Source organism: Barnesiella intestinihominis YIT 11860, from assembly GCF_000296465.1.
Lineage (GTDB): Bacteria > Bacteroidota > Bacteroidia > Bacteroidales > Barnesiellaceae > Barnesiella > Barnesiella intestinihominis.
The window spans coordinates 166,277-188,212 of sequence record NZ_JH815204.1 but is presented as its reverse complement, the minus strand read 5'-3'; the positions used below and the strand labels follow the sequence as shown (position 1 = coordinate 188,212).

General features: G+C 39.1%; 20 protein-coding genes. All 20 read right to left on the bottom strand.

Going from position 1 to position 21,936, the window contains the following annotated elements; all coding sequences use genetic code 11:
• Positions 1 to 85: 85 nt before the first annotated feature.
• The gene (locus HMPREF9448_RS05495; RefSeq protein ID WP_008861609.1) at positions 86 to 1,051 is read right to left on the bottom strand and encodes a FecR family protein; all 966 of its coding nucleotides are present in this window, start codon (positions 1,049 to 1,051) and stop codon (positions 86 to 88) included.
• 58 nt (positions 1,052 to 1,109) lie between these two features.
• Entirely contained in the window at positions 1,110 to 1,679 is a 570-nt protein-coding gene (locus HMPREF9448_RS05490) for an RNA polymerase sigma factor (RefSeq protein ID WP_008861608.1), read from the bottom strand.
• Between the two features lie 354 nt (positions 1,680 to 2,033).
• Positions 2,034 to 2,435, bottom strand: coding sequence for a WbuC family cupin fold metalloprotein (locus HMPREF9448_RS05485; RefSeq protein WP_040295998.1), 402 nt, complete (start codon positions 2,433 to 2,435; stop codon positions 2,034 to 2,036).
• The gene (locus HMPREF9448_RS05480) at positions 2,428 to 3,681 is read right to left on the bottom strand and encodes a glycosyltransferase family 4 protein (protein ID WP_008861606.1); all 1,254 of its coding nucleotides are present in this window, start codon (positions 3,679 to 3,681) and stop codon (positions 2,428 to 2,430) included. Before HMPREF9448_RS05480 ends, HMPREF9448_RS05485 begins: the two co-directional genes overlap by 8 nt.
• Positions 3,650 to 4,783, bottom strand: coding sequence for a non-hydrolyzing UDP-N-acetylglucosamine 2-epimerase (gene wecB, locus HMPREF9448_RS05475; protein WP_008861605.1), 1,134 nt, complete (start codon positions 4,781 to 4,783; stop codon positions 3,650 to 3,652). Before wecB ends, HMPREF9448_RS05480 begins: the two co-directional genes overlap by 32 nt.
• 19 nt (positions 4,784 to 4,802) lie before the next feature.
• Positions 4,803 to 5,951: a polysaccharide biosynthesis C-terminal domain-containing protein gene (locus HMPREF9448_RS05470; RefSeq protein ID WP_008861604.1), complete on the bottom strand. Its 1,149-nt coding sequence runs from the start codon at positions 5,949 to 5,951 to the stop codon at positions 4,803 to 4,805.
• A gap of 11 nt (positions 5,952 to 5,962) precedes the next feature.
• A complete protein-coding gene (locus HMPREF9448_RS05465; protein ID WP_008861603.1) occupies positions 5,963 to 6,985 on the bottom strand; it encodes a polysaccharide biosynthesis protein in 1,023 nt (340 codons plus the stop codon).
• A gap of 2 nt (positions 6,986 to 6,987) precedes the next feature.
• Positions 6,988 to 8,058, bottom strand: coding sequence for a glycosyltransferase family protein (locus HMPREF9448_RS05460; RefSeq protein ID WP_008861602.1), 1,071 nt, complete (start codon positions 8,056 to 8,058; stop codon positions 6,988 to 6,990).
• The gene (locus HMPREF9448_RS05455; RefSeq protein WP_157260348.1) at positions 8,055 to 9,107 is read right to left on the bottom strand and encodes a glycosyltransferase family 4 protein; all 1,053 of its coding nucleotides are present in this window, start codon (positions 9,105 to 9,107) and stop codon (positions 8,055 to 8,057) included. Before HMPREF9448_RS05455 ends, HMPREF9448_RS05460 begins: the two co-directional genes overlap by 4 nt.
• 239 nt (positions 9,108 to 9,346) lie before the next feature.
• A complete protein-coding gene (locus HMPREF9448_RS05450) occupies positions 9,347 to 10,513 on the bottom strand; it encodes a glycosyltransferase family 4 protein (protein WP_008861600.1) in 1,167 nt (388 codons plus the stop codon).
• Positions 10,510 to 11,598 carry an EpsG family protein gene (locus tag HMPREF9448_RS05445; protein ID WP_008861599.1) on the bottom strand — a complete coding sequence of 363 codons (1,089 nt, stop codon included), beginning with the start codon at positions 11,596 to 11,598 and terminating at the stop codon, positions 10,510 to 10,512. The genes HMPREF9448_RS05450 and HMPREF9448_RS05445 overlap by 4 nt, the downstream gene beginning before the upstream one ends.
• Positions 11,595 to 12,845 (bottom strand): glycosyltransferase, encoded by a 1,251-nt coding sequence (locus HMPREF9448_RS05440; RefSeq protein WP_008861598.1) that lies wholly within the window; start codon positions 12,843 to 12,845, stop codon positions 11,595 to 11,597. The genes HMPREF9448_RS05445 and HMPREF9448_RS05440 overlap by 4 nt, the downstream gene beginning before the upstream one ends.
• On the bottom strand, positions 12,838 to 14,202 hold the full coding sequence (locus tag HMPREF9448_RS05435; protein WP_008861597.1) for a lipopolysaccharide biosynthesis protein: 1,365 nt from the start codon (positions 14,200 to 14,202) through the stop codon (positions 12,838 to 12,840). The genes HMPREF9448_RS05440 and HMPREF9448_RS05435 overlap by 8 nt, the downstream gene beginning before the upstream one ends.
• On the bottom strand, positions 14,189 to 15,346 hold the full coding sequence (locus HMPREF9448_RS05430; RefSeq protein WP_008861596.1) for a glycosyltransferase family protein: 1,158 nt from the start codon (positions 15,344 to 15,346) through the stop codon (positions 14,189 to 14,191). Before HMPREF9448_RS05430 ends, HMPREF9448_RS05435 begins: the two co-directional genes overlap by 14 nt.
• Positions 15,334 to 15,858 (bottom strand): UpxY family transcription antiterminator, encoded by a 525-nt coding sequence (locus HMPREF9448_RS05425; protein ID WP_008861595.1) that lies wholly within the window; start codon positions 15,856 to 15,858, stop codon positions 15,334 to 15,336. The genes HMPREF9448_RS05430 and HMPREF9448_RS05425 overlap by 13 nt, the downstream gene beginning before the upstream one ends.
• A gap of 352 nt (positions 15,859 to 16,210) precedes the next feature.
• Positions 16,211 to 16,537: a hypothetical protein gene (locus HMPREF9448_RS05420; RefSeq protein WP_008861594.1), complete on the bottom strand. Its 327-nt coding sequence runs from the start codon at positions 16,535 to 16,537 to the stop codon at positions 16,211 to 16,213.
• Between the two features lie 291 nt (positions 16,538 to 16,828).
• On the bottom strand, positions 16,829 to 18,148 hold the full coding sequence (locus HMPREF9448_RS05415; protein ID WP_008861593.1) for a sigma-54-dependent transcriptional regulator: 1,320 nt from the start codon (positions 18,146 to 18,148) through the stop codon (positions 16,829 to 16,831).
• A gap of 2 nt (positions 18,149 to 18,150) precedes the next feature.
• Positions 18,151 to 20,583, bottom strand: a complete 2,433-nt coding sequence (locus HMPREF9448_RS05410) for a hybrid sensor histidine kinase/response regulator (protein ID WP_008861592.1) — start codon at positions 20,581 to 20,583, stop codon at positions 18,151 to 18,153.
• 102 nt (positions 20,584 to 20,685) lie between these two features.
• Positions 20,686 to 21,213: a hypothetical protein gene (locus HMPREF9448_RS05405; RefSeq protein WP_040295997.1), complete on the bottom strand. Its 528-nt coding sequence runs from the start codon at positions 21,211 to 21,213 to the stop codon at positions 20,686 to 20,688.
• A 4-nt stretch (positions 21,214 to 21,217) separates the two neighbouring features.
• The gene (locus HMPREF9448_RS05400; protein ID WP_008861590.1) at positions 21,218 to 21,742 is read right to left on the bottom strand and encodes a hypothetical protein; all 525 of its coding nucleotides are present in this window, start codon (positions 21,740 to 21,742) and stop codon (positions 21,218 to 21,220) included.
• Positions 21,743 to 21,936 lie beyond the last annotated feature (194 nt).

Below are 21,936 nucleotides of genomic sequence, written 5' to 3'. Positions count from 1 at the left end.
CTTCATTTCGTAGTTCCTAAAAAGGAACTATCAAAACAGAGGAGCATAAGTAACAATATCCGAACGAATCGAAACTTTCCAAGAATTATTTCTTGGAAAAATAAATATCTTTCGCATCGACACAATAATCCATGTGATAAGAATATTTCAATATTTCCAATGCATTAAGCAAATCGTTAGAAGGCACTTTTCCAGTAAACAAATCACTGTCTATATTTAACCCCTTTATATGAATACTAATATTATAATTTTCTTCAAGAGCTACTATTACATTCTCCAACTGTTCGTCAATAAAAACTAGTTCGTTATTTTTCCATACAGATGCATCCTCCGGCCTCTTCTCTTCTAATACTAATATACTACCGTCTTGACAATTCAATACAGCCTTTTGGTTAGGTAACAACTTCTTCTCTTCCTTTCGAGATGATACTAATATCTCTCCCTCTTCCAATGTAACCTCCATAGTTTCATTTCCAGCATATGCATGTAAATTGAATTTAGTCCCCAATACTCTTACGGTTAAATCCTTTGTAGTAATAACAAATGGAACCGATTTATTTTTAGCTACATTAAAATAGGCTTCTCCATTAAAATCCACACATCGCTCATCTCGATTAAAATCTTTGGGAGAATATGTCAAGGAACTATTCGAATTCATCGTCACCTTAGTCCCGTCTGGCAAAGTCAAGTTAGCATGTTCTTCCGCAAATGTAGAAAATAAAACTTCCCCACTTGACAAAGAACGCGTTTCTTGATAAAAATAAAATGTAGCAAAAACAAAGATTGGAAGTAGGATTGCAGCTGCTATTCGTCCCCACGATATCAACATTTTAGTACGATATTTTGGAAAAATGCTTTTATCTACTTTGCGTTTTAGTATAGCTAAACGTTCAGCAGAAACGGAACTATCATCTAGTATATCCTCTTGCCAGCCTTTAAATAACCGATCTTCGAGTTGCCCGTCCGACATTTCTCTTACCTTCCTTTGAAGTTCCTCCAATTCTTTCGGAGTCAGACAATTTCTTTTATACTTTTCTTCTAAATAATCCATATAACTCGCTCTGTTTATATAAAGACAACAAAAACGTCTTTTTATATCAATATTTCAATTATTTTAACACAAAGGAAAGAATTAAAACAAGACTTTTCTTCAATATTTCCTTTAAAACCTTCAATCCGGCTGAAAGAGCATTCTTTACGGTTTGTTCTTTAAGTCTAAGTTTTACAGCCGTCTCTTTAACAGACATCTGGTTTAATTTGACACACTCAATCACTTCCCTCTGAGTACTAGACAAATTTTTCATAGCCTTTTTCAGAGATTTACAGAAATCGTCATATTCCACAATAGCTGAAGTATCGCTCACAGAACATTGTTCTTCATTATAATAATTCACATATTCTTCAAAAACATATGAATTAATTCGTGATTTATACCTATTGATAATCTGATTCTTTGCTATTTTAAAAATAAAAGCGCTGAGGTGCTCGCCATGTATAATACTATGTCTATTTATCCATAATTTAATAAATACATCTTGTACAATTTCTTCGGTATCTTCTCTCGACTTAACATACTGCATACAATATGCATATAACCGAGCCGAATACATATTATATATTCTATTAAATGCGTCTTGAGATTCCTGTTTTAATTGATATACAAGTTCCTCCTCATTCATAGTATAACCAAATTACAGCCTCCTCTTAATCTGTATTTTCAATCCTTCATGCTGCTCTATAAAAACTATCCTTTCGAATCACAACACTATAATTGTACAATCTCTATTTATAAATATCATTGGTCTTATTCAGCGAAGATAGTTATTTTCATAAAGATAAATATGTACCCAACTGTTAAAATTTTTCTAATATCAAACTCTAAAAATTTTACGCTCACATTGAATCATTAGCAGAAATACAAAATAACTATTTAATACACAATATTTTATAAACTAAAAATCAAAATACTTTATTAAACAAAAAGCCAACTTTTGAAGTTGGCTTTTTGTTTTCCTTTCTAAAAATTAGACCGTCTATTCTAACATATCATTAGGAGCAATAGGTATATACGGACCATCTTTCACCTCAAAAATAACAGTACCAGCACATAACACCTCAATTGTATGCCATTGTCCCCGGGGTATGTTTACCCCATAAGTACCCTCCGCCGGGTCGAGTTCATAGCGGTTAATTTCCTTCTTGTCGTCATCGTAAAAGAGAACTCTCATACGCCCTCGCAACAATACATAAGTTTCGGCCGTATGCCTATGACGATGTATCGGTAAAACAGTTCCCGGTTCAAGGGCATTAAGCAGACGTTGCGAAGGAGACGACAACGATTCGTGAAAGTTATAATTCATACGCAATCTAGGACTTTCCTTTGCATCCTTTGTCACCCTATCGAGTAAAACATGATCAATCAATATCTCAGACATTACTTCGTTCTCCCTTCTCAATAATTTCGAATAAATTGTTCATACATTTTTCTTTCTTAAAATGCCGCTGGTAATAATTATATCCGTTTCTACCCTTTTCTTCCAATTCTTGATTTGAATAATTCGAAATGGAAAGGACTAAACGAACCATCTTGTCAATAGAATCTGCACCTGTATAATATCCGCAACGAGCATTCTTTACAACCGTTTGTACTTCACCATTCGCCATGACTAAAATAGGTTTGGAACTGAGCATATAAGCCTGTATCTTCGCTGGTAACGTCACATTGAATGCGCTATTGTCACAAAGAGGAAGCAACATAATATCGGCTTTTCTGAAAAATGCCGGCATATATTCAATGGGATAACGGTCATAAAAATGTACAGTATCACCCATCTCCCGACTCTGAACGAACGACATAACCCATTTTTTCTTTCGCCCGTCACCGATAAAAATCCACTGTATATGTTTATTGTTTTTCAAACGTTCGGCTACTCTCATCACATTTTCAAGATTTTGCGCCTCACCTAAATTTCCGGCAAACATAATTTTAAAACCATCTGGCAAATGTGGCAGTTCATCGTCATCAACAGTACATTTTCGAAGTTCATCTTCTCCCCAATTGGGTAAATCTTCTATACAATCATTTTTTACCCCTCGTTGCTGTAACAATGTCCTCACGCCCGATGCCGCTATGAAAATTTTGCGACAATGCCGGTAAATGTAACGCATGATACGATCAACTATTTTAACGATATATTTATTAGTTATACCTCCGGCAGCCAAACTTTCTGGCCAAACATCAAGTAACCAGAAATAAATAGGAATTCGTCGTATTTTTTTCGCAAGCACTGCCGGTATACCGATAAATGCCGGGGACAATTCCTGCACAAAAATAAAGTCGAATCTCTTACGACAAACAATACTTAATGTGTATATACAAGAAAATAATAAACTCGATAAATAATTGAGCACCATTCTTATCGCCCTACCATCTCCACGAGGAATCACCGGCACACGAATGACATTTACTCCATTGACGACTTCTCTCCGCCTGCTCCGCAATCCGTATCCCTCGTAAAAATGGCCCTGAGGATAATTGGGAATACATGTAATTACAGTAACTTCATATCCTCGTTTTACCATTTCAAAAGCGATATCGTTACCTCGAAAAACTTCGGGATAAAAATAATTGGTCAAAAACAAGCATCGTTTACCTTTCACCCCAGACGACTCTTTTGACATAATCGGTATAAGAAAGAATAATTCGCACGACTTTGTCGCTAACATTCGGTATAGAGTAGTCTGCAACCGGACGAAAATTACGAGTTTCGAGAATCTGATTCTGCAATTCGGACAAGCCCTGCATCACCCGTTCGGGATTAAGCCCTACCATCATCACCGAAGCTTCCTCCATCGCCTCGGGACGCTCGTGAGCTTCACGTATATTCAGAGCCTTAAAATTAAGAATAGACGACTCCTCGCTGATGGTTCCGCTATCCGAGATTACCGTTTTGGCATTAATTTGCAATTTATTATAATCGCTAAAACCCATCGGTTTCATCAGCCGTATAAGCGGGTGAAATTCAACACTATCGGTTTCTATTTTCTTGCGGGTACGGGGGTGTGTCGACACAATCACGGGAAAACCATACGTTTGAGCTATGTCGTTCAAAATCGTAACCAAATTCCCGAAGTTGCGTTCGCTCGATATATTCTCTTCCCGATGGGCCGACACGACAAAGTATTTGCCCTTCTCCAATCCCAGATTCTCTAAAATAGACGAGGCATTTATCTGAGGCAAATACCTGTTCAGCACCTCATACATGGGGCTTCCGGTTTTGACAACCCGATCGGAAGGGATTCCCTCGCTCAACAAATATTCACGGGCAATAGAGCTGTACGGCAAATTAATATCCGATATATGGTCGACAATCTTACGATTACTCTCTTCGGGAACACGCTGGTCGAAACAGCGATTTCCGGCCTCCATATGGAAAATAGGGATATGACGTTTCTTAGCCGCTATCGCACACAAGCAAGAATTCGTGTCGCCCAATACAAGAAATGCATCCGGACGAACTTCTTCCAGAACCGGATCTATATTAATCAATATCTGCCCGGCAGTCGTCGTCGCATTATTACCTGCCGCATTCAAAAAATAATCAGGTTTCCGTAGACCTAAATCCTGAAAAAATATTTCGTTTAATTCATAATCGTAATTTTGTCCTGTGTGTACCAATACGTGCTCTATGGCGGGACTGGCATCTAACTTTTGCAATACACATGACAATCTGATTATTTCGGGTCTTGTCCCTACTACCGAAAGGACTTTCAATCGCTTCATAAATCTATATTTTGATTTTTCACTCGTCTTTCACTACCGGTTCGAAATAAGTATCGCTATCGGTAGGATCATACCATTCGTTTATCCAAAACTGAGCATATAAAATCTCATCGCCGATATTCGATATATTATGTGTGTACCACACCGGCATATCCACATAAGCCGGTTCTTCCCCGTTAAGATAATAATCCAGTACTTCGTCTGTTCCAACCTTCCGGAGCTGAATTCTCGCTTTTCCCTTAATCACTACAAACCGCTCCATCTTGCGAGTGTGATAATGATTTCCCCTTGTAACACCGGGAGCGGTGGTAGAAAAACTCACTTGGCCACCCACCCCGATTTTTACGGTCTCGACGAAACTACCTCGTACATCGGTATGTTGAACCAATTTCACCGGGAAATAGCTTTCCATATCAATATAGCTACGAAATGTATTAAACAAATTCATTTCATGGATATTATTCAAAGGAGGAATAATTCCCTGCTCGAAATACAATTTTTTGAAATTTTCAAACAAACCGAGAACTTCACTCACCTTCATCTCGAAATCGCAGGCCACATCGTCTCGCTCGACAAGCGAGGGTGCGGTGCGACTTCCCATCTCCCTTATTTTATCACAAATATGACGGCATAAACTGCCCACATAAATCAAATTTACCTCATTGTCTTGTAATACCGTGGGAGAGTCACCGTGAGTCAATTTATACCCGAACGTGGCTATGAACGAATTATAATTAGGCTTCCCAAACGGACCGAAAACATTGGGAACTACCATTCCTGTAAAAGATGCCCCTTTACGCACAGCCCATTCTTCCAACAATTTACGGCCATCACTCTTACTACGGCCATACTCATTATCCCGTTCCTCTTGTATGCTCGACGAGAATAAAACATAAGGACGAGAATTTGTCGCTTCCATAGCCTCGATTAGCTGTTTTACCAATCGCATATTCGTCTCGTACAAAACATGCACATCAGTATGACGGTTTACCGCCGCCAAATGTACAATAACATCACAACTCTTTACAAACGTTTTCAGACGTTCTACATCGACAAAATAATCATCTTCGAATGGAACTCTCTCAAATTCTCCGGGATAAAGTCCCAACGTATTATATAAATGAGTACCGACAAACCCAGACTGCCCGGTAATGCCTACCTTTATCATAATTCTATCCACTAATTGAGATTCAAATCTTCCCGTACGATATCGAGCTTCAACAATAATTGTTTCATTTCTTCTACATCGAGTCTGTGAGTATTGTGCGAATGATAGTCTTCTATTTGAGAGACTACCTCGCTACCTTCGACAAAAAATTTATCGTAATTCAAATCTCGACTATCGCATGGAATACGATAATAATTATCCATATCCTCTGCCCTCGCCATCTCCTCGCGAGTAACCAAAGTTTCATAGAGCTTCTCCCCATGCCGTGTACCGATAATTTTCACGGGAGTATCTTTGCCATACAATTCTTTCAACGCAGTCGCCAAAGTAACCAGCGTAGCCGCCGGAGCCTTCTGTACGAATAAATCGCCATTACGGCCATGCTCAAACGCATAAACTACCAAGTCGACAGCATCATCGAGCGTCATCATAAACCGTGTCATGTTGGGATCCGTGATCGTTATTACCGCATTGTTTTTCATCTGCTCGATCCATAGCGGAATCACAGACCCCCGACTCGCCATCACATTTCCATAACGAGTACAACAAATTGTCGTTGTCGCAGAATCACCCAACTGACGTCCTTTGGCAATCGCCACTTTTTCCATCATGGCTTTACTTATTCCCATAGCATTGATGGGATAGGCCGCTTTATCGGTAGACAATACGACAACATTTTTCACACCATGCTCCACGGCCGAATCCAATACGTTCTCCGTGCCAAATACATTCGTACGCACAGCCTGCATAGGGAAAAATTCACATGAAGGGACCTGTTTCAAGGCAGCTGCCGAAAACACATAATCGACCCCACTCATAGCGCTATCTACACTACGTTTATCCCGCACGTCACCGATATAAAACTTAACCTTCGGGTTCTGTAATCGATGCCGCATATCATCTTGTTTTTTCTCATCACGGCTAAATATGCGTATTTCACCGACATCGCTATCCAAAAACCGCTTTAACACAGCATTGCCAAAGGATCCTGTTCCTCCGGTAATAAGCAATATCTTATCTTTAAAAATAGACATGATTATAAATTTAAACTATAAAAAACGCTTCTGCTAAATATCTGCATATCCAATCTTACCATTTCTAAAAATCGGTCACAATTTTTTTGAAATTGAATCGGGTCAAATGATCTGGCATAGATCATTATTTTACTATATATATCATCTTCAGAGGAAACAATAATTCCCAAATCATATTCTTTCACATATTCAGCTTGAATACCACCCGACGAAACAATCATCGGTTTTCTTCTCAACAAAGACAAATAAAATCTATTACTTATCAAATAACGGCTCAACGTATCATCTGGCAAAATTATGTTCATAAAATCACAGCCATCAACGATGGAAAATTCTTCCTTTTTCGGATAATAACCCGTAAATTTCACATTATTATACATCTTTTTCACCTCGTACTTTTTCAATAAATCATATGCAATACCCATACCCGAAAATTGAATCGTTATTCGAGATTTATTCCCCAAATGATCCATTAGCATTTTATTCGTAATAAAATTTCTAAGTTGTCCGATAGTCAACACTTTAACATTTTCCACATCGATATCTCTGGCATTCACTATGTCCTCATCAAGAGATTTACGTCTTGCATTATGACATATTACGTAATCACATGCAGGTAACCACGACCTAAACCCCGGTGAAGAAAAACAATTCAATGCTGAATTATTTAATAAACGCCTAATTATGGGAACGGTATATTTAACCAACGGAGAATAATCACGTATATCAAATATATACTTCTTTTTATAATAACTTAATAAATAGTAAGACAGGAATACCGCATTAGCGATGGTAAATACTACAATCTGACTATAATCAGATTGTTTCAATATCCGTCTTACGAACCGAGAATAGCGAAAATAATCATAAATTTTACGAACGCAAGAGGCCGTCTCCCTCGCTATAATATCACAAGAATGTATCTTATAGGGGAACTCCTCATTCGATACACGTTTATCCCTATTCAACAAAATGACTTCGACATCAATGTTCTTTTCCTTATATACATCTATATAATATTGCATATAAGGAGATTTTTCTACATTTGTAGCAAGAATCAACGCCACTTTCATTTTTTCATTATTTTGTTTAAATAGGTATATATCACTGTTTCTATTTTTATCAACGAGGGGAGAAATGACAAACGACAGTTTTTACGCAAAAACCGCAATAGGATTCTCACGAATTTAATATTATTGAAAAAATGACTGTCAGGACGTCGATATGTTATTATTAATTTATTCTGCGCTATTTGTTCAAACAAATTAAACCACAAAGGCATAATATTTTTTGGAGAAAATCGGCTCACCTGCTCTTTTGCTTGAATTCCCAATCGTTCATTAACCTCATCGTGAGTCAATAAGAACACAATTTTATCTGCAATTCCCTTGTATGAATGGCATAAGTATCCCGTAACTCCATTTTCTATTGTATCGGGATAACCATTTTTTCCCAATGTAACAACCGGTAACCCCGCACAATTCATCTCAATTGCACCCATTCCAAAGGTCTCTGTGCGAGCCGACGGATTAACTACTCCAACTGACGACGACAAAAAAACTTCGTATTTTTCACCCCCTAAGATTCCTTGAAACGTGACAGATGGCAATAGTTCTCCTTCTTCCGACAAATACGGGAAAAACTCTTCTTCAAACAATTTATCCGCTATTCCCATTCTTCCCAAAGAGCAATTTCTAGAATAAAGATTTCCACCTCCTATCACCTGTAATCGTGCCATTGGAACCTTTTTCAAAATGTACTTCCACATTTTGGCTAATACCAAAAATCCCTTTTCTGGAATCAATGCTCCCAAATAAACAACCGTTTTACCGTCATTATCCCGCTTTTTTTCCCCTACCACATCGGGAACCATATTATATATAAACAAAGATTTATCACAAATGGGGTGATCTATATATCTATCATACTGCTGCCTACCTACAAAAACATTTGCAATAACAGACGGGCTCTTAGCAACCCAATCGGCATAATCCCCAAAATAAAAATTATGCCCCCAAATAACAATGCGATGCCGTAGTTTATCGATAAATCGAGCCAATTGTTGATCCTTATTATCCTTAATGATAATAAAATCATCACCTCGTCTTTTTGATTCGGTCAAACCCTCAAAAATATCTTCAACAAGAACCTTCTCTACACCTTGTGGAAAAAAACAGTCAGATGAACAATAAACTCTTACCCTATACGATTTCGGATCAAAACGGAGTATATAATAAATCAAAAGTAAAAAGCAATATTGAGTTCCCCCCACTCCCGGATTTCCTAAGTCCGGACGGGAACAATCAACCCCGCTCAATCCTTTATCAAAAAAATAAAATCCAATATTCATAGAGCAACCATTCATAAAATAGATAATAGTTTTTTCATCTGAAGAAAATTATTCTTTTCATTCATGACATAACTCTGAGCCTCACTTGCTTTCCTTAAACATTCGGTATAATCCATTGAAAGTACTTCGGACATTTTATTGGCCATAGCCTCAATTGATTCGTCTTCGAAATAATACAAATATTTATCATATTCAGCTGGAATTCCGGGAAGTTTCGTCGTCAATACCGGAGTTCCTGACAACATATATTCCATTATTTTCGAAGGAAAAGAATATTGAGTATATTCATACGAACTCGGTCGTGGATTAATCAATAATGCAACCTGTTTCTGACGAGCCACAATTACGTCACGAGAGACTAATCCTTTATAAATTATACGATCATGTTTTGCTGCTAATTCGACCAATTCTGCTCTATAATCGCCATCTCCATATATCTCCAATATATAATCGGTATTATTCATTGCCAAGAAACTATCCAACAATTTTTTAATCCCATAAACTTTATGAATAGAGCCACTATACATACAGACCTTTTCCCTTCTCCTCCCCTTATTGGATTCACACTTTGCTCTCACATCAACCATACCCTCTATCACAACACTTGGTTTATGATTAGGATTCAAATCAGCATCCATGTAATTAGTCAATGTCACAAATGCATCCATTTGACGTATAATATATTCTTGCAAACTAGATTTTATTTGAGAAAAAAATCCCATCGACAAATAACGAGGCATATCTGTTACAAAAACCGTAACCCTGATATTAAAAAATATTTTACATAAAAAACAAGAAAGCAATAAAGTAAAATTAAGCCCATCACATAGAATAGCCGAATTATCTTTCCCTAATTTATTTTTCCATAATTTTATAAACCGTATAATCCTTAACAATAAATGTAAATACCCTCCCCTTTGCTTTCTAAAAAAATAGTTATATCCTATTCCCTCCTCCAAGACACAATGTCGTTCCCCTCTTTTTGAATGCCAATAACGATATGCCAAATTGTTAGATAACACATTTACTTTTACACCATTAGCCTTTAAGCCCAATAACATCAACCGCATGAAATACTGGCCTTGTATTCCATAATATCGAGGCTGTGTTTTCAATATTTCAATCAATAATTTTTCATGAACCACAGATGCAACAAATAATATATTCATATCTGTCATCGCCAAATAAAAGATTCAAAAATAGTATGATATTCTATGAACGAATCTCTCCAAATTTCGGAATTGAAAAATGAGAAGAAGTCATAAATAGTGAAAAACATAATTATAAACAGTGTGCCTGCCCGTACGATTCTATTATTGATCGTACGAATCATCAGTGGATAAGTTGCGATCATTGACACTTGCAAATACATACCTATCCGAGCAATAAGTTGAGCGATAAAACCTAACGGAACGAAAAGAAAAGAAAGGGCGGTTATTTTGAAAATCAATCCGTCCTTTCGATCTTGTCTTTTTTCATAATACAATATCATGCTCATGATGATAATCTGATAAACAAAGCCTATTCCCGACTCTAATTTCGATTCTTCTTTCCCTTCTTCCAGATAATAGGTATATTTTCCCAAACCCGTTACAGAAAGAGTATTTTCAATTATAGATGTAACAATATTCTTGAACAACAGAATAGCAAAAAAGAGAACAACGCCAATAATCACCCCCTTCTTACCCATTCTCCAATTCACAAATCCAAGAAAAACTATCGGTAACAATATTTTGGCGCTACTGTGGAACAAAGAGGCAAATAAAATAAATAACGCTGCAATGATGACCTTCTTTTTATAAATATAAGGAATGGACAACAAAACTATGCACATAGCCAAAGTCTGACGCATCATAGACGATTGCGTAAGCATGAAATTAGGATTAAATACATAAATAAATACAGCGAACCAATACCATTCCTTCGGTATATATTTCTTGATAAACCAATAATAAACAGATATTTCAAATGCAGTAAGGACAATGACTAATGAAAAAAAGCCGAATGGTTTGAATATCCGATACAAGAATATCCAACCGACTTCCCATCGTTCGTTAGGATCTGAATAATTAAATTCATCGATCGAATTATATACTATAAATTTGTCTATGTATTGACGATAGTCGTTTCCCCATTCATAGCGTATCGCAAGGAAAACGAATAATATGGTCATCGCTGCGCCAAAGCCCCAGCTCAATCGTCTGTAACGCCCCAAATAGGCCAAACACACACATATTAAACCAATAACGATCGTCTCAATCATACCTTTTTCGAAACAAGCGCCTGTTCATATAATTCGACATATTTCTCATACTGGCAAAATTTATCATACCGGGTTTGCGCCACTTCCCGACACGCCTGCGAATAAAACGATTTACCCGTCTTACAAACCTGTCTTATCGCCTCGGCCAGTCGCTCCATATTTCCGGTTTCTACAACTAAGCCCGTATCAGAGTCTATCAATTCAGGCAACGCCGTATTGTCATAGACCACCGCCGGTGTACCACAAGCGAACCCTTCCACAATAGTAAGTCCGAAAGTCTCTTGGTACGACAAACTCGTCACCACATCTGCCGCCGAATAAATAAGAGCCAGTTCATCAAGATTCTCTGTTCGCTCTATCCCGATGATACCATCGGGTATATTGTTTTTCTGCTCAGAGGTTATCCCCACCAAAACGATCACGAACTGATCGGCCGGCAATAATTCCCTCAGTTTATAATAATCATATAATCCCTTTGATGCGCTCCAATGAGAACTCACACCCACTATCATGAAGCGGTTGCCACAACCATACTTTTGTTTAATGGCTTGTATATCGGTATGAGGATAGAATCGAGTACAGTCCACTCCGTTGGAAATAACCTGTACAGGTACAGAACCGACAACCGAACTTCTCACTACGCCCGACAGCCACTCCGAGACTGTAACAAAAGTCAGATTCGGAACAGAAGTTATATATGCTTCTTTCTTTCTTAACACCCACGGCATAGTACGGAACACCCCTTTTAATTCCCCGCCCGTATCGCTATTACCACATCTCGGACATCGATAGCAACCCGTTTTCCAATTTTCGCATTTATTGTACACGAAATGAGTACACCCCCCAGTCACGGCCCAACAGTCGTGAAGGGTCCAAATAACCGGAATACCCGCTTTTTTCAAAAAAGAGAAAAGAAGTGGCAAATTCAAAAAATTCTGATGAATATTATGCAAATGAATTATATCGGGAGCTATTTTCTTTATTTTTCTGATAAATAACTTCGTCTCAATCCAAGAACCGAATCCTTTCAAATTGAGAATACGGGAAAACAAATAGGTATGTATAATATACGATATAACGCTTTTATTAATTCTAATCTCCTCACATGAGCAAAGATTCGATTCGCTTGCGTATGCAAAATAGCACTGCCAACCATGTTTTACCGCAATCTCCCCTATCTCGGCCGCAATCCTGCCGGTTGACCACAAATTGGCATAAGTATTGACGATCAACAGTTTCTTACCCATTTTGAAACGCCTCTTTATTCAACATTTTCAACTGCCTGTTCATCACCATAGGTTGCCAGACACAGTAGGGCAATAAACCTACAATCGTAGCTGTGATTACAATCGTCCACGGAATCCACGAAGAAAATAAAACGATAGCTACGACTTTGAAGAGTACAGCCCATAAAAAACCATATAACTGGCATTTAAGCGTACCTAAACCATTAACGACACTCGTCAAAACCGATACCCAAATCATCACACACCCCAATAGAGCAAACAGCAATGCAGCGGACAGATTCACTTCGATAGCCTTTTCGCCTAACCAAAATTCCAATATCGGGTCAAGAAATGGAATGATAGCCAATTGAAACAATACAGCAATACCAGCGACAAAATACAGAAAACGGACCAACTTGATTATCCAATCGTAACGTTTTTCTACAAATGCTTTCGTCACAGCCGACCATACCGGAATCAGAGCCAAAGACACAAATGTACCGGCGATTGAAAATATCTTTATATATATCTGATATTCTACAACGAAAGACGGATCGAAAAAGTAGGATATAAAAAACTCGTTGGTTACAGTAATTATCATGTATAACAACTGCAAAACAAGGAACAAAATTCCCAACGACAAAACACCAGTGGCTTTATTCCACCGAAAGTACTTGAACGACGGCAAACATTCTTTCAGATCTTTTGCAAAAACAATTATCGTCGCTACCAGTAACGGTAAACACCCTGTAACAGCCTGTACCCAAGAAATCGTTACAAAATCTCGTTCGACATCTCCGGTCGGATCATATACCCACAGAAAAATCAATAATAAAACGGTAGAAAGCAGATTCAAGAAATTAGGTAGTGCCGATTTCTGCAAGGCATACAAAATAGAGATAATCAATTTCAGAAAGAAAAAACACAATACGCCACATAAAGCGATAACAACCCCTTTACGCAAACTCTCTGGCGATATGCTTTGTTCCGAAATATTGAAAACCGAATTCCAATCTATATATCGGCTTATTATAAATGCTAAAAACGAAATAAATACAGTGACACCTCCCATCAAAATGTAAGAAGATGATATATATTGCCGGGCACTTTCATAGTTTTTCAAACTCAAATCGGCCGTCAAATGATTCCGCAAGCCATTGCCTATTCCCAAATCAAAGACTTGTATCCATGATAAAACAGAACACATCGTGAACCAGCACCCTAATACGGTATTGTCATCGAAATAGTTCAGATAAAGAGGAAACAAGGCAAAAGAAACCAAAAAGCCGAACCCTCGAACAAGGAAAGAGCCCAGGACATTGTTAATTAGGTTTTTATTACCTATGTATTTCCCTTTTATATCACTAAACTCTATCACGGAGAAACAAACTCAATTGTTCTACAAACCTATTATCCAAAGACTGTACCACCGCCCGCGTGTCAAAAGGATTATCCAAATCCACATTCAATATGGCATTTGCTATATCGCTGGGTTCTTGTTTCTGATAATAATAAATATAACCCGAAATTCCATAAGCTCGCCGTACCGCTTCTATATCGGCAGAAACAACTTGCAAACCATTCGACATATAAGATAATATTTTCGACGGAAACGAGGTATTATTAAACGCCGCATCAGGATTCTGCGTGCTCAGGCCAATCTGACACGTCTGTAAAAAATCTATATATGCACTCCCTTTCAGTACCCCATCATAGGAGACTACCGCACCGCCTTTGCCCGACATCTCTTCACACAGCTCTTTAATCGCCTGTATCTCTCCCGGATTCCCGAATCCAAGTATATGAACTCTATATGTAGACGGCAAGGACGCCGCCACACCCGCAGCCGCCATAGCTCCGCCTTTATTGGGATCAAGTGTACCAGAATAGACGACATGCACCTTATTGTCTCCGTGCCGTTCGCTCATCACAGGTTCACACCGATAAGTCCCATAAATAACTAAATGAGGCTTCTTTTGCCTGTTTACTTTATCATTCAGAAGATCGGTCGAAAACACAAACTTATCCGCAACGTCTATCATCTTGCATTCCCAACGTTCCATATACGGAGGTACAGGAGAAACATCTTGATAAATCTCTTCTACTTCGAGAATTAGTTTGAATTTCTTTATTTTTTTTGCCAGCAAAATCACATTGTAATAATACAAAGAATGGTATACCCATATAGACTCTCCTTTTTTAACACAAAAAAGAAGATAACTCAATAATTGCAATACCCCCCAAATAAGTCGCAACAAGACTAATATTTTAGATCGACAACGAAACGAAGAGAAAAATCTCGTTTTCACATGAGGCTGTCTCTCTTCAACCCGAGACTTATACCATCGAAACGTCCCGCTTTCTATACATGCCGATGCCGAAACTACCTCTACGTCATATCCGATTCTTACAAGAGATTCAATGATATAATCCATTTTATTAGCCGCAGCAACGCTATAATTTCGCGCTATCCCAGAATCGGCAAAATCATAAAATGAAATATATTTAATCACCGGTCGCATATCTTTTCCAAATACCCCCCCGGTATAAAAACCGTAGCGATTGAAAATAAATTTTCGAGACGAACCACCACTCGACGATGACCTGCAATGCGGATTAACTCCCCTTCGATTCCGGCAAAAGTCCCTGCTACCACACGCACCCGATCTCCTCGTTTCAAATCATGGGGAAACAATTCTATCTCATTTTCATGACGGTCTACCAAATAGATAAAATCCTCCATTTGCTTATCGGGTACACGTAAAAGCGAACGAGTGGAAAAATCCCGCAAATATCTCATAGGATACCCATATTCGTTAATCAACTCAATGCAACTTTTTTTATTTCCTCGAACAAATATCAACCCGTTCACAAAAGGCTCTTCTACTTTTTTTCGCTTCCCATTAATCTCCTTTACGACTTGATGGAAAGGTACAAAATGCTCTACACCCATACGGGCAAGAAGGTCTTTGATCTTACGTTCCTGCCGATACGTTTTCGCTACATACCACCCGATACTGTCGTTTTCCACCATTGCAATTTTAGTTTAGGCAAAGCCTAAGCTTCCAGACAACAATACGTTATCCTCGATAAAATCAGCCTCTCCCTCGAACTTTTGCACTTCTTCCTCTTAAACAGAGTTATAAAATACAAATTCTATTGTACAAATATATGTAAAATGCATGGATTATTTAGAATTATTTATTTAGTTATTATTACTAATCATATTATATATTCATGACATTCTATCTATCTAACTAAATATTAGAAAATTAAATCCCGATACCTCCTTATAGGAGATATCGGGACCATCATCATCTTCACTAAAACAGATAAAAAATAAGAACGTTTTTTAGGGTTAGCCTATAAAATATCTTTCACAAAAGTTATCTGATAGAAAATATCTTTTGAACGTCTTCTTTTTTAGGCTCCTGCGAAGGCACACTATCGGTTTTAGCCGGTTCTTCATTCATATAAACCGATGAAGTCTTGGGTTCTTCTTTCTTGGGTTCCTGAGACGGCACACTGTCTGTCTTAGCAGGTTCTTCGCTCATACAAACCCAAGCTGCCTCTGATTTAGGCTCCTCTTTCTTAGGTTCTTCGGCTGGGACACTATCTTTCTTTACAGGCTCTACATTGGAATCTTGTGCATACAAACCAAGAGTAGATACTCCCATCATGAACACAGCTACTGATAACATTAACTTTTTCATAATTCTAACTTTTTTAGTTATACATTCTATATTCCATTCTTCGACTATAAAACAACAATCGTTATGCCAACACTTCCAAAGAATGCACAAACAACTGATTATAAATAAATTAAATAAATAGAATACAAAAATCTTATGTGGAAATTTGTAGAATAAAAAGAAAAAGGGTGTGGAAAAATTCCACACCCTTTTATCCTCAAATACAGTGAGAGATAAGTGCAAAGGCAAGCGGAAATAAGATTTCCGACTTGACTATGACGAACCGTATCCTATATTCTACAAATATATAAGTTACTCGATTTGATACAATTTCAACTTGTTATACAATGTCTTTCTATCTATGCCTAACATTGCAGCCGCTTTACTTTTATTACCCGAACATTTCTGTAATGCCGATACAATCTTAGTCCGCTCACTATCCGGATCGTGTAAAATATTTATCGGCTTGTCTATATTCATGTCTATGCCCAAATGTTCCACACGTATGGGATTCCCCTGAGCAAGTAAAGCCGCCCTCATAACAGTATTACGCATTTCTCTTAAATTTCCCGGCCAAGTATATTGAGAAATCCGTTCCATCGCTTCCGGCAAAAATCCGGGAACAGGCTTTTCGAGTTCTCGATTGGCTTGATCCAAAAAGAAATTAGCAAACAACGGTATATCCTCACCTCGTTCGCACAAATGCGGCATATAGATCGTAAATTCATTGATTCGATGATACAAATCTTCCCTAAATGCACCTGATTTTATAGCCGCCTTCAAGTCTTCATTTGTCGCAGCAATCAACCTCACATCGACTTTTACTTCCGTTGTAGTCCCGATGGGCTTCACTCTGCGTTCTTGCAACACACGTAGCAACTGTACCTGAACATCGTAACTCAGATTTCCTATTTCATCAAGAAAGATCGTTCCACCATCTGCTTCTATAAAAGCACCGACTTTATCCTCAATCGCTCCCGTAAACGAACCTTTCTTATGCCCGAAAAATTCAGAAGCAGCCAATTCTTTCGGAATGGCTCCACAATCGATGGCGACAAACGGTTTCTCCGAACGTTTACTTAATTGATGTATCCGTTTAGCCACATATTCCTTTCCTGTCCCACTGGCCCCATTGATCAGCACAGACATAGAGGTCGGAGCCACTAACTTCACATAAGTATACAATTGACGGGCAGCTTCACTCTGCCCCTCTAAATAATTTGTTTCCTCCGGTACAGATTCAGACACAGGAATCTGTTTCCCAGTCTTGACACCCGCATTAAAAACCTCGTTTATCTTTTGCAATAAATCTTCCGGATTCACCGGCTTAGATATATAATCTCTCGCACCGAGTTTCATCGCCTGAACAGCCGACGGGATAGCCGCGTAGCTCGTCATTACGATCAAAGGAACATTTACATTCCGATTGCTCACCCATTCCAACAAATCGATGCCGTCTCCATCAGGCAAACGTAAGTCGCAAAGCACCAAATCGACCGAACTTTCAATAAGAGTTTTTTTCGCTGCTGCAATTCCCGAAACAGATGCTACCGAAAATTTTTTCTTGGAAAGCCACGTCTGCAACATAACAGCAAATGTCGTATCGTCTTCTACAATGAGAATATGCTTCATAATTATTCCTCCTTTGCCAATACCAATTTAAGGCCTGTACGTATTTTCTCAGCACAGACCAACAACTTATCAAGATTTCGAGACAGCTCATCGGTCCACTTATGCGCACCTTCCTCTTCCAATCGAGACAACACCGGCAACATATCCGAAATTTTCAACATGGCGAAAATCGGTTGCCACTTATGAGCAATACGTGATACCACAATCCCATCGCGACGAGCCGCGGCCCCTTTCAACTCCTCTATCTGGCTATTTATCTCCTGAAAGAATGTCTCCAATATTTTCCGGCGAGCCTTCGCATCATCTTCGGCAAAAGCCGTAAGAGCCGCAAAATCATACGGAGCCTCTCCTCTTTCTCCCTCATCTTCTATCTCACGGGGAGTTGCCTCTTCATTCCAAATCCCCGATAAACAAAAAGATAATTGCGCCAACGAAAAAGGCTTGTGTAAAATTCCCGAAAAACCTTCCGAAAGGAATTGGTCTGCATCGCTCCTCGCCGTAACCATTACAACCGGAAGCTTTCTCGCCAGAGCGATATGAGACTCCCTCAAAAATTTCAAAAAACTCACTCCGTCCATTTCCGGCATCTGCATATCGGTAAACAAAGCATCGAAATGCTCATGTTCCAGATAACCCAAAATCTCCTCGGCCTTCATGCAGGCAACCGATTCTATACCCAATTGTTTCAACTGATTCTCAAAAAGTGTCAATTGTAATTTATCGTCATCGAGCAATAGGCAACGTTTCCCCGAAAAAGCCTTCGTATCACCGGTCTTCTCCGAGACTTCTTCCAATGGAATTTCCACGGTAAACGTACTGCCAACACCCTCCACACTGCGGACATCTATACGCCCGCCCATCAAATCGACGAGCTGTCGAGTAATAGCCAACCCCAATCCAAACCCCTCGACTCCCTGTGCCGAAGAAAGCCGTGTAAAAGCCTGAAATATATGTTCCAAATCATCTCGGGCTATTCCCCGTCCCGTATCGCTAACCGAAAAAACAAGATATCGGACACGCACAAACACATGAATCGTTACCGTACCCCGGGCTGTAAACTTCAAAGCATTGGACAACAAATTATCGACAATTTGCTTAATCCTTAACGGATCGCCCGAAAAATTGGCATCGGCCGATTTCTCAACTTTCAATATCAGATTCAGTTGTTTCTTATCCGCCACAGGTTGCATAGCAGATACTATTTTATCGAATAATACTTTGGGGCTGAAAGCAATACGATTTATATCCAATTTATGAGATTCCAAACGGTGAAAATCGAGCAAATCGCTTACCAGCGAAAGCAAATGATCCGACGATGCCTTCATGTTTTGCAAATAGAACTTTTGCCGTTCGGTATTATCCAGCCTCATCATCAACTCCACATATCCGATAATAGAACCGAGCGGAGCCTTAAAATCATGCGTTATCGTCAACATCAACTTTTCCCGGGCCTCCAATAAATCTTCGGCTCGTCTCCGAGCTTCTTCCAATGCCCTACGGAAACGATCGTCCCTTAACCAACCTTTCCAAACCAATACCCCAAAAATAACCGCCAATAAAATAGCACCGGAAGCCACAGCGACCAAAGCTCTCATAGACTCCTGACGAATCTGTTCATTTCGTTCTTGTATCTTCTCCGATACAAAAAGTTGCTCTCGTTCAAAGCTATTCATCAAACGATTGATCTGACCGTTCAACCGTTGATTATCGTTTCTCAATCGCCACCGCTCCCGTTCGAGAGCCTGTTGAGACAACTCCCGGATCTCATTATAACCGCTTTCCATCGCTTTCAAATCGGCAGCCAACGAATCGCTCAACGCTCCTATACGTTTCGATTCTATCCGAATGCTATCTAACCGAGTAGGTGCTTTCCCCGAAATAGCATCGGCTATTCGTCCGAACACATTTTTACGGCGGCGTTTCTCTATCAGCGAATCGCTCTGTCGAACCAATCTTTGCTGACGATTCTGAATAAGGATCAACGAATCTTGCTGTTTCATCATATCCTCTATTTTCCGGTTTTGCTCCTCGGCCACATCGATCGTGGTTCCCATCAATCGCCGTATAACCGCATTTTTCCGATTCAGCAGACCGATAATACTATCGATTCGGGACAGCTGGACAGAGTCCGATGTAATACGACGTAACGAATCCACACATGTTACGGCATCATTCGTCACTCTCCTATATACCGGATAATCCGAAAACTGTCCCCAAACGAGCGATTGTCCCACCGTCTCCGCTCTATACAGAGACGATAAAGCGGAAGACATCTCCTGACGTTTCAGCCTCATATCTGCCTCGACCGCTTTTATCGATACCAACAAATTTATCTCATGATACACAAACCACGAAGATGACAACAAAACGGCAATAAGCAACAGATATCCCCAAAGAGCTTTATTACGGGTCGATTTTCTGGAATAAGATGCCATAATTCATTATTTGGTGGTGAAGATAAAACATTTTCACAAAACCTATTCACACTCGTCCTTCAATTTTTTATGCAATTACGAGACTTACACCTATTCTTCACGCTAATAATATAGCGAAAAAAAATACTCCGTGTACATGCTATCATATTTATCCGGTTCATGCTCCATTATATACGTGCTTCCACTCCAATCGGAGTTCATGCACATCGCAATAATCTCCCGTGCGGGGAAACTGTCGACAACCTCTAATACCTCTTTTAGAAACATTAACTCAGCAGTTACCAATTCACCCGTACGAAGAGAAAACATGAGCCACACACGTACGGATAGCCTCTCCAAAGGGAAATCTCGCAAATACTCTTCCCAGATTCGCTTCCTCAACGCAAGAACACGAAGCTCTATCACCCTGTCCCGATAATGAAACCAGTCTGGCGCAACGGCTCTCTGCTCAGAGAATACCCTGGGATAGTTCAATGGACTAACCCAAATATGAGATTCGTAATATTCATACAAGAGCAAACTGTCCGCCGATACGTAACTGTTCAAGCACTCGTCTTTGCTCTCGGCTGTCATGGAGAAAAAAATTCCCACAGCACAGACGACGACCGAAAATATTTTTTTGAAATCCATGACACTAATAGGGTGAAAAAAGATATCCGGTGTACATATTATCATATTTATCCGGCTCATGCTCCATTATATATGTACTTCCACTCCAATCGGAGTTCATGCACATCGCAATAATCTCCCGTGCGGGGAAACTGTCGACAACCTCTAATACCTCTTTTAGAAACATTAACTCAGCAGTTACCAATTCACCCGTACGAAGAGAAAACATGAGCCACACACGTACGGATCCTCTCCCCAAAGGATAATCCTGCGGATACTCCTCCCTAATCCGCTTCCTCAGCGCAAGAACACGAAGCTCTATCACCCTGTCCCGATAATGAAACCAGTCCGGCGCAACAGCTTTCTGCTCCGGAAATACCCGTAGATAGTTCAAAGGCCGAATCATAACATACGTTTCGTAATATTCGTACAGGAGCAAACTGTCCGCCGATACGTAACTGTTCAAGCACTCGTCTTTGCTCCCGGCTGTCATGGAGAAAAAAATTCCCACCGCACAGACAACGACCGAAAATATTCTTCTCATTTCCATATTGAAATTTTTATTATCACTACTAAGACCTATTCGAACAATCTATTAGTCAAATATAGGAATTATTTTCTTAAATTTAAAAATATTCTTTCTTATTCTTCCAATGATTAAACCGCCGACAAATAGATTTTTGGCAGGATCATAAAAAGTCCGTTAAAAACAGAAAGAGAATACCCTGCATAGCAAGATATTCT

Coding starts and splice junctions, on each gene's coding strand:
- HMPREF9448_RS05440 (WP_008861598.1), bottom strand. CDS start 12,845: ATGGGTAAGAAACTGTTGATCGTCAATACTTATGCCAATTTGTGGTCA.
- HMPREF9448_RS05460 (WP_008861602.1), bottom strand. CDS start 8,058: ATGAAAGTGGCGTTGATTCTTGCTACAAATGTAGAAAAATCTCCTTAT.
- HMPREF9448_RS05410 (WP_008861592.1), bottom strand. CDS start 20,583: ATGGCATCTTATTCCAGAAAATCGACCCGTAATAAAGCTCTTTGGGGA.
- wecB (WP_008861605.1), bottom strand. CDS start 4,783: ATGAAGCGATTGAAAGTCCTTTCGGTAGTAGGGACAAGACCCGAAATA.
- HMPREF9448_RS05470 (WP_008861604.1), bottom strand. CDS start 5,951: ATGATAAAGGTAGGCATTACCGGGCAGTCTGGGTTTGTCGGTACTCAT.
- HMPREF9448_RS05445 (WP_008861599.1), bottom strand. CDS start 11,598: ATGATTGAGACGATCGTTATTGGTTTAATATGTGTGTGTTTGGCCTAT.
- HMPREF9448_RS05490 (WP_008861608.1), bottom strand. CDS start 1,679: ATGAATGAGGAGGAACTTGTATATCAATTAAAACAGGAATCTCAAGAC.
- HMPREF9448_RS05415 (WP_008861593.1), bottom strand. CDS start 18,148: ATGAAGCATATTCTCATTGTAGAAGACGATACGACATTTGCTGTTATG.
- HMPREF9448_RS05480 (WP_008861606.1), bottom strand. CDS start 3,681: ATGTCAAAAGAGTCGTCTGGGGTGAAAGGTAAACGATGCTTGTTTTTG.
- HMPREF9448_RS05400 (WP_008861590.1), bottom strand. CDS start 21,742: ATGGAAATGAGAAGAATATTTTCGGTCGTTGTCTGTGCGGTGGGAATT.
- HMPREF9448_RS05405 (WP_040295997.1), bottom strand. CDS start 21,213: ATGGATTTCAAAAAAATATTTTCGGTCGTCGTCTGTGCTGTGGGAATT.
- HMPREF9448_RS05425 (WP_008861595.1), bottom strand. CDS start 15,858: ATGGTGGAAAACGACAGTATCGGGTGGTATGTAGCGAAAACGTATCGG.
- HMPREF9448_RS05465 (WP_008861603.1), bottom strand. CDS start 6,985: ATGTCTATTTTTAAAGATAAGATATTGCTTATTACCGGAGGAACAGGA.
- HMPREF9448_RS05485 (WP_040295998.1), bottom strand. CDS start 2,435: ATGTCTGAGATATTGATTGATCATGTTTTACTCGATAGGGTGACAAAG.
- HMPREF9448_RS05495 (WP_008861609.1), bottom strand. CDS start 1,051: ATGGATTATTTAGAAGAAAAGTATAAAAGAAATTGTCTGACTCCGAAA.
- HMPREF9448_RS05450 (WP_008861600.1), bottom strand. CDS start 10,513: ATGACAGATATGAATATATTATTTGTTGCATCTGTGGTTCATGAAAAA.
- HMPREF9448_RS05420 (WP_008861594.1), bottom strand. CDS start 16,537: ATGAAAAAGTTAATGTTATCAGTAGCTGTGTTCATGATGGGAGTATCT.
- HMPREF9448_RS05430 (WP_008861596.1), bottom strand. CDS start 15,346: ATGCGACCGGTGATTAAATATATTTCATTTTATGATTTTGCCGATTCT.